This is a genomic window from Methanospirillum stamsii (assembly GCF_003173335.1).
Lineage (GTDB): Archaea > Halobacteriota > Methanomicrobia > Methanomicrobiales > Methanospirillaceae > Methanospirillum > Methanospirillum stamsii.
The window spans coordinates 19807-27176 of sequence record NZ_QGMZ01000037.1 but is presented as its reverse complement, the minus strand read 5'-3'; the positions used below and the strand labels follow the sequence as shown (position 1 = coordinate 27176).

Sequence of the window (7370 nt, the reverse complement as noted above, 5' to 3'; positions counted from 1 at the left end):
AATCTCTCTAAATGTAATTCTCATTGAAAAATTTTTCATATCACTAGAAATTCAGACAGAGCCCAATCACCTAATGAATTTTATTGGTATTTCAACGTTATTATTTGCCGGATTATTTTTTTGAGTTTAAATTGCATTTTAAAAAAATCCTCCTCGAATAAATACAGATTATTATAGAATGAATCCTGTCTGAAAAAAACATATTTATGTAGATTAACAGATACTAACATAATTATGAGTACCATCAAATACCTATTTACAACTTTTATTTTCATTGGGCTTGTAATTTGTTCCGGATGTACCTCAACAAATCAGGATGAAGAATACAAAGCACTGGTAACTGAGGCATTAACACAGTTTGATCCAATTAATGAGCACATTATCAAGCCTTATGCCGGAATGAGCGGGGATGAAATGTCCGGTATAAAGGAATTTGCAACACAGACCAGAGATTCTGTAAACCAGATGACTTTATCTGACAATTCAAAAAAATCCAAAGAATTTTTTGTCAGAGCCATGGATGCTTCAATAGAGGCGGTATCTACTCTTGAACCAAAATATGATGCCACCCTTCAGAAGGTTGAGAGCACTGCTCCTGCAACAAACCTGTTTATTCAGATAAAAAACGATCTGGGGAGTGCAGCAGACATTATCAAGGTTCCAAATAAAAAAGGATATTAAACGGATATCTTAAACCCATTTTTAAGGCTGATTAATTGCTGCATGGGCTGCTGCAAGCCGTGCAATCGGCACTCTCGGGCCGGAACAAGAAACATATGTAAGCCCGATTTTATGACAGAATTCAATAGATGCAGGATGCCCTCCGTGTTCTCCACAGATGCCCACTTTGATATCCGGCCTTGTCTGTCTGCCCCATCTGACGGCAAGTTCCATTAATTTTCCAACCCCCTTCACATCAAGCACTTCAAACGGATTATCCTGCAGAATATGGCTCATGTTATACATGGGAAGAAATTTATTCTCTGCATCTTCCCGCGAGAATGAAAATGTTGCCTGGGTGAGATCATTTGTTCCGAACGAGAAAAACTCCGCCTCTTCTGCAAGATTTTCTGCCCTCATGCATGCCCGGACAACCTCAAGCATTGATCCAAATGCACACTGAATGGATAAACCGAATCTATCTTCAACTTCTGCGTGAATCTGAATTACCCACTCTTTCACCCGTTTTAATTCCTGGGCCGTACATACCTGTGGGATCATGATCTCCGGATGAACTGTAACACCGGATTTTTTGCATTCAGCGGCAGCTTCTAAAATTGCCCGTATCTGCATTGCATAAATTTCTGGAAATGTAAGTCCAAGCCTGACTCCTCTATGGCCGAGCATTGGATTAATCTCATGGAGTGACCGGACTTTACTGAGTATCATGTCTTTTTTCAGAATTACTGCATCCAATAATTCAGGATCGGCAGAAAGTTGCACGATAGGTTTTTCCGGTTCATTCTGGTACATAAAAGTTACCGCTTCTGATAACTTTCGCATTCCTCGCAGATTTTTTCGAAGGTTTCGAAGAAGTTCCAGTTCTTCAATTAATTGTTGTTCCTGTGGAAGGAATTCATGAATCGGAGGATCTAATAATCGGATTGTAACAGGCCTTGGTGCCATTTCAATGAAAATATTTTTAAAATCTTCACGCTGGATTGGCAGCAGTTTATCAAGTGCTTTCTGTCTGTCTTCTTTTGTATCGGCAATTATCATTTCGATGACAATCGGAAGTCTGCTTGGTTCATTAAACATCCGTTCGGTTCTGCACAGGCCAATTCCCATAGCACCGAATTTTAATGCCCGTTTTGCATCTCCCGGGGTATCTGCATTTGCCATTACTTTCAGTCTTGCTTTTTCATCCGCCCATGAGAGCAGTTTTTCAAGTTCTGGAGTAAATTCTGCTTCTATAAGAGGTAATTCGCCAAGATAAACCCCCCCGGTGGAACCATCGATGGTAATGGTATCTCCTTCAGAAATCAGGGTATCACCAATTACTGCCTGTCGGAGACGAACGTCTACGGTAATTCCTTCTGCACCGGCTACACAGGGCTTACCCATTCCTCTGGCGACAACAGCTGCATGGGATGTTTTTCCTCCCCTGCTTGTTAATATGCCCTGGGCAGCAAAAAACCCATGAATATCCTCGGGTTTTGTCTCTTCCCTGACAAGAATTACTTTTACTCCCTCATGTCCTAATTTTTCTGCCCGGTCTGCATCAAACACCGCAATACCCGAGGCACCACCCGGAGATGCAGGAAGTCCTTTTGCAACAGGGGTTGCATCAGCATCCGGATCAAGCCTTGGAAAGAGCAGTTGTTCAAGCATCTCTGGTTTAATCCGAAGAAGAGCCTGTTTAGTGTCAATGAGTCCCTCCTTTTTCATCTCTACTGATGTCCGGACCATGGCGGTTGCATTCATCTTCCCATTCCTGGTCTGAAGACAGTAGAGAATCCCTTCTTCGATGGTAAATTCAAAATCCTGAACCTCTTTAAAGTGAGATTCAAGATTATTCCTGAGTTCCATCAGTTCCTTAAAAAGCCCTGGCATCTCATCTGCCATGGCAGCGAGTGGTTTAGGTGTCCTGATACCTGCAACGACATCTTCACCCTGTGCATTTACCAGGTATTCTCCAAAGATGACATTCTCCCCTGTCCCCGGATCACGGGTAAATCCAACTCCCGTTGCAGAATTATTACTCATGTTGCCAAAGACCATGGCAACGATATTGACTGCAGTCCCGTTTGCCATTTCCGACGTTATTTTAAATTCTCTCCGGTAATCTACCGCACGTTTTCCCATCCATGAACTAAACACTGCTTTTATGGCAATTTCCAGTTGTTCAAAGGGATCATGAGGAAATGGTTTTCCGGTATAACGCTCTACAACCTGCAAAAAAACAGTACATATTTCCGCCAGATCATCACGGGAAAGGTCTACATCAAGATGAGCATGGGCTTTTGATTTTATTTTTTCAAACTCCTCATCAAATAATTCATCCGGAATTCCAAGTGCCACTTTCCCGAATAGCTGGATAAACCGCCTGTAGGCATCATAACAAAACCGTTCATTTCCTGTATCAGCAATCAGTCCTTTCAGAGTGTCCGGGTTTAATCCGAGATTTAAAATAGTGTCCATCATTCCAGGCATTGACATGGCGGAACCGGACCTGACCGAGAGAAGTAATGGCTTTTTTTCTCCCCCGAATGATTTATTCGTCAGCCCTTCTATCTTTTTGAGATGCTTTGATACCTGTTCCATCATTCCTTGTGGAATTTTTCGTTCAGGATTATTCAGAAATGCAAGACAGGCTTTAGTGGTTATTACAAATCCGGGAGGGACACGGATTCCTGTTTGCGTGAGTTCACACAGGTTGGCTCCCTTTCCACCAAGCAATTTTTTATTTTTCCCATCTCCTTCGGCAAACGAGTAAACCCAAGTTTCTTTCATAGTAACCTCTGATTTAGACCCTGTTTGGATCATCACTCATGCTAATAACGAAAGGACTCATTTCAGGTAATAAGTATGTCGTGTATAGGTCTACTACCTATATAAAATCTCATCCCGGGTGAAAAAGAAAATAAAAAATGGAAAGAAAAGGATTATTCCACTTTTATTGCTATCAATGTGATGTCATCAAACTGGGGTTGTTCTCCTGCAAAAGTATTTACTTCGTTGATTATCGTTTCAACAAGCATCCGGGGTTCCATCTCTGCATGGCTTTGAATATACTCTTTTAGTCGTCTTTCATCGTACATCTCATCTGTTTCATTGATGGCCTCTGTTACTCCATCAGTGTAAAGAATGATGATATCCCCTGACTGGAGAGTTATCTTATCCTGTTCATATGATGCATCAGACATCACTCCGACTGCCATGCCAGTAAGTGGCAGGGTGAAAAACTCCTTTGTAATAGATCGATATACTATCGGTGGATTATGTCCGGCATTCACATATCGAAAAACTTTCGTTTCCTTGTCAATAATTCCATAAAAAAGTGTTACAAAAATGCCGGTCTTTGAATTTCCCTCAATGATGGTATTTGCATAGCTGATTGTCTGTGCAGGTTCACCAAACCAGCCTGCAACAACCCTGACAACAATTCGTGAAAGGGCCATAAATAACGCTGCCGGAATCCCTTTTCCTGATACATCCGCAATCATTATGCCAAGTGAGGATTGTGATAGCGGTATTACCTGAAAAGGAATCACATCAAAAAAGTCCCCGCCGACTTCTTTTGCAGGACAGGATTTTGCTGCCATTTTAAACCCGGACATTTCCGGCAGAACGTCCGGCAGGAAACTTTGCTGGATTTTTGCAGCAATCTGCATCTCAGCATCTTTTTTTGCAATTTCAGTTTCAAGCAAAATCTTTTCTTTTCTGGTCTTCCACTCACCAAGCAGATTATGCATCATCATCGAGAAGATGCCCATTCCGATTGCATTAATAATGATCATCGGGATTATAATCAGAGTAATTATCGTCATTGCCTGATCCGGGGGGGTTGCGAAGATCAAAGCAATCAATGAATGGAGGGATTCAACAAGTACCGCATAGGTAACTGCAATCGGAGTAGAGACAAGCTGTTTTTTATTGGCCAGATACAGGATTCCCCCAAGTATCCCGGCAATGATGGACCCGCAGAGACAGACATACATGTATGGCCCACCCTGAGTATATCTGAGCAATCCTCCGATAATTCCTGCACCAATTCCGACAACCGGACCACAGGTTAGTCCTCCGATAAGGGGGCCGAGGTCTCTGACATTTAATACCGCACCCTGGACCTGAATATTTCCCAGTGTGCCATAAATGCTTACCAATCCGAAAAAAAGTATAAGGATGGCTTTTGATTGCTTAGAGATCTCTCCACTTATGGCCTCTTTAAAAAACCGGCTTCTGGTAAAAAGATATGCAAATAAAAAGATGACTGCCATCATCTGGAAAAGCAATTTCAGGCTTTCAAAAATATTGGTTTCCATTTATTTCCTTTTGTTTTTTTTCTGCTGATGGCTCAGTCCTCTGGTATCCTCTTTTTTATGTCCCGTTTGGTATTGCCTGTTCAGAGATTTTCCTGATTATATATAATGTCTTATCGGCTTTTTATCTATGGATTTATTATTCTGCGTCCACTTTTTCCAAAAATAGCCCTCGAAATTCCATTACTGATTAATTCCTTTGCTTTTTCACAAGACTCAATGGTATTGCATCCCCCAGCGATATAACCGGTTATTGCAGCAGAAAATGAGCATCCGGAACCATGTACATCATATGGTTGACGTTTACTTGTGAGCCTGATTATTTCGTGTTTGGAAATCAGAAGGTCCGTTGCATGGATTCCGGTTCCATGCCCGCCTTTGACAATAACCCGGGATGCCCCGATATCGATGATTCTTCTCCCTGCTTCGATCATCTCATCTTCAGTGGTGATGCTCATATTCGCAAGAATTTCCGCTTCCGGAATATTCGGGGTGATGATATGTGAGAAAGGTATCAGAGTTTCGCACATCACCTGAACTGCATCTTCATCAAGCAGCCGGTATCCGGATGTAGAGGTGATCACCGGGTCGATAACGAGCGGGATATCCTGGGGAAGTGTTCGGGATACTGCCCGGATAATCTGTGCATTTGCAAGCATCCCGGTTTTAACCGCTCCTGGAGTCATATCTTCGAGAACAGTTGACAATTGTTTTTGAACAATATCAGGTTCCACCGGCCAGGAACCAGTAACCCTTGAAGAATTCTGTGCAGTAAGTGCTGTGATTACAGCCATTCCCCAGACTTTTGTATGCACAAAAGTTTTCAGGTCTATCTGGATACCTGCCCCTCCGGATGGATCAGATCCGGCAATTGAGAGCGCTGAGGGGAATTGCATATTCATACCACCGAATTGTGTATGATTCTAATAAACAACTATCGAAAAAAATTAGTAGGATCGGCCGACCAGGGTTACAATTCCGTCCGGTTTTCCACAGATGATACAATTTCCGCGTTTCTGGTCGATAAGGTCTGTTCTGACTTCAGTTCCAAGAATGCTTGCGTCTGATATCTCTTCTATTCTGTCAGCACATTCACGGTTTCCACACCAATGAACTGCTGCAACACCCTTGGAAACGGTATTACTGAGTTCAGACTCCTCATGAACCATGAAAAGATGATTTTGGATATGAGCCTGAGCATGTTCCAGCAATACATTGGTATACTCTTTCATCTTCCGGTTCACTTCTGAAATAATATCTGCTCTTGGAAGTGGTTCTTTACCTCCTGTACGAAGGACTGACATTACAACACTATTATCCAGGTCCCGAGGGCCTATTTCAAGACGTAATGGAACTCCCCTCATCTCCCAGTAGTAATATTTTGCACCAGGTCTGAGGTCACGGGTATCGATCTTTACCCGGTATCCTGCATTCTGCAATTCCGCCTCAAGCTGTGTTGCAGCCTGCATGACCTCTTCCTCACGTTTTTTCATGATGACCGGGACGATGACAATCTGCACCGGAGCTACTTCAGGCGGGAGCATGAGTCCAAGGTCATCACCATGCATACTGATAAGAGCGGCAATGGATCGTTCTGAAATACCATAACAGGTCTGGTGACAGTACTGCTGTTCTCCCTTCGTATCCTCGTACTGGATACTGAATGTTTTTGAGAAGTGATCACCAAGATGATGAACCGTTCCGATCTGAAGAGTTCTGCCATCCGGCATGATGGTGTCCACAGCGATGGTATAGTCTGCACCAGGGAACTTATCCCAGTCAGGTCTTTTTGAGATGAGAACCGGAATATTCAGCCGGTCATAAAATTCCTGATACCTCGCAATTGCATCTTCCACCTGGCTTTCAGCCTCATCCCAGGTCGCATGAACCGTGTGTGCTTCCTTAAATGAAGTTATCTCCCGGAGCCTGATAAGCGGGCGGGTGTGTTTTGTTTCATATCTGAAGGTGTTTACTATCTGGTAGACTTTTATGGGCAGGTCAGCATGAGACCTTACCCAGAGTGCATACATCGGATAGATTGCCGTCTCACTGGTCGGCCTAAGGGCGAGCTTTACATCAAGAGGGGTTGTGCCGCCATGGGTGACCCAGTACACTTCATTTTCGAAACCCTTGATATGTTCTGCCTCTTTCATGAACTCCGGTTCAGGAATCAGAAGCGGGAACAATGTTTCTTCATGGTCACGGTCAAGTAATTCACGAAGTATTCCATATACTCTTTTTCGTATACCAAATCCGAACGGAAACCATACATATAGTCCTTTAACGGGGTATCGGACATCCATAATCTCCGCACGCCAGAGTATATCATTGTACCAGCTTGAGAAATCTGCCTTTTGAGGGAGCGTTCCTTCCTGTTCCTCCATTCAT

Annotated in this window: 5 protein-coding genes; 1 reads left to right on the top strand and 4 read right to left on the bottom strand. The window is 43.1% G+C overall.

What is annotated here, in order from left to right:
- Positions 1-234: 234 nt before the first annotated feature.
- The gene (locus DLD82_RS14185; RefSeq protein WP_109941783.1) at positions 235-681 is read left to right on the top strand and encodes a hypothetical protein; all 447 of its coding nucleotides are present in this window, start codon (positions 235-237) and stop codon (positions 679-681) included.
- 21 nt (positions 682-702) lie between these two features.
- On the opposite strand, the gene ppdK is transcribed toward DLD82_RS14185, so the two are convergent.
- The 4 genes from ppdK to proS all read right to left on the bottom strand — a co-directional run bounded on the left by ppdK (position 703) and on the right by proS (position 7366).
- Entirely contained in the window at positions 703-3453 is a 2751-nt protein-coding gene (gene ppdK, locus DLD82_RS14180) for a pyruvate, phosphate dikinase (RefSeq protein WP_109941787.1), read from the bottom strand.
- 152 nt (positions 3454-3605) lie between these two features.
- Entirely contained in the window at positions 3606-4985 is a 1380-nt protein-coding gene (locus DLD82_RS14175) for a SpoIIE family protein phosphatase (protein ID WP_109941782.1), read from the bottom strand.
- Positions 4986-5110: 125 nt separating this feature from the next.
- A complete protein-coding gene (gene thiD / locus DLD82_RS14170) occupies positions 5111-5878 on the bottom strand; it encodes a bifunctional hydroxymethylpyrimidine kinase/phosphomethylpyrimidine kinase (protein WP_245920458.1) in 768 nt (255 codons plus the stop codon).
- Positions 5879-5929: 51 nt separating this feature from the next.
- Positions 5930-7366 carry a proline--tRNA ligase gene (proS, locus tag DLD82_RS14165; protein WP_109941780.1) on the bottom strand — a complete coding sequence of 479 codons (1437 nt, stop codon included), beginning with the start codon at positions 7364-7366 and terminating at the stop codon, positions 5930-5932.
- Between the last annotated feature and the right edge of the window lie 4 nt (positions 7367-7370).

Coding starts and splice junctions, on each gene's coding strand:
- DLD82_RS14185 (WP_109941783.1), top strand. CDS start 235: ATGAGTACCATCAAATACCTATTTACAACTTTTATTTTCATTGGGCTT.
- DLD82_RS14175 (WP_109941782.1), bottom strand. CDS start 4,985: ATGGAAACCAATATTTTTGAAAGCCTGAAATTGCTTTTCCAGATGATG.
- thiD (WP_245920458.1), bottom strand. CDS start 5,878: ATGCAATTCCCCTCAGCGCTCTCAATTGCCGGATCTGATCCATCCGGA.
- proS (WP_109941780.1), bottom strand. CDS start 7,366: ATGGAGGAACAGGAAGGAACGCTCCCTCAAAAGGCAGATTTCTCAAGC.
- ppdK (WP_109941787.1), bottom strand. CDS start 3,453: ATGAAAGAAACTTGGGTTTACTCGTTTGCCGAAGGAGATGGGAAAAAT.